Consider the following 800-nt stretch of genomic DNA (forward strand, 5'->3'; position numbering starts at 1 on the left):
ATTTCCGAAAAACAGCTCTTTGCCGCGGAGGCCAAATCCCTCGCCAGGTTTTCCCTGGAAGTGGCCCTCGGGCAGCTCCAGTGTGAGCTGGGACCCGACCAGCGCGTTTCCGCCAACTCGGGCATCCTTTCCTCCGGCGCCAGCGAAGGCAACGCCCCGTACATCCTGGGCGTCTGGAACAGCTGGGATACCTGGCTCAACAAGACTAACTCCCAGGGCATGAACATTTCTTCCACCTACGATACGGGAAGAAAGTCCATGTTCCGCCGCTGGCTCATTTCCGACCCGGACCTGCGCAGGCTCAGCACGCTGGAAGCGGGCAAAAGCCTGCTGGGCAAACGTTCCCTTACCAACCAGAATTTTCGCAGTGTCGCCTTGGTGGACCATGGCACGGTGGGAACGCCCGTAGGCGCCAAGAACCAGGACAAAAAGGAAATCTACGCCCGCATGGTGCGTGTGGACGATTCATCCAAAACCATTGGCCTTAAAAGAAATTCCAGCGTGCGTAAATACATTGCGTGGTGGGTAACGGGAGAAAACCAGAAGGCGCGCATCAACCTGATGCCGCATGCCTCGGAAGAAAGCACGGATGCCCTGACGGTGATGCGCTCCACGTGGGACACGCCCGGTCCTGATTTGGAGCCCCTCAACCTTTCTTCCATGATGGCATCAAGTTCCGGAAACGACATGTCCACAGTCAGAAAACTCATCTCCCTTGATACGATACTGGCTAACAGTAAAAACGGCCGGCTGAAAGACTTGGGAGAGGTGTACCATGACATCTCCCTGGTTTCTTCCAG

Annotated in this window: 1 pseudogene; it reads left to right on the top strand. The window is 56.4% G+C overall.

The annotated features are described in order from the left end of the window. Positions 1-800: pseudogene (locus tag HJW02_RS12925) on the top strand (hypothetical protein); the annotation flags it as partial.

Origin of the sequence: Akkermansia sp. GGCC_0220, assembly GCF_017566105.1 — a bacterium.
GTDB classification, from domain to species: domain Bacteria; phylum Verrucomicrobiota; class Verrucomicrobiia; order Verrucomicrobiales; family Akkermansiaceae; genus Akkermansia; species Akkermansia massiliensis.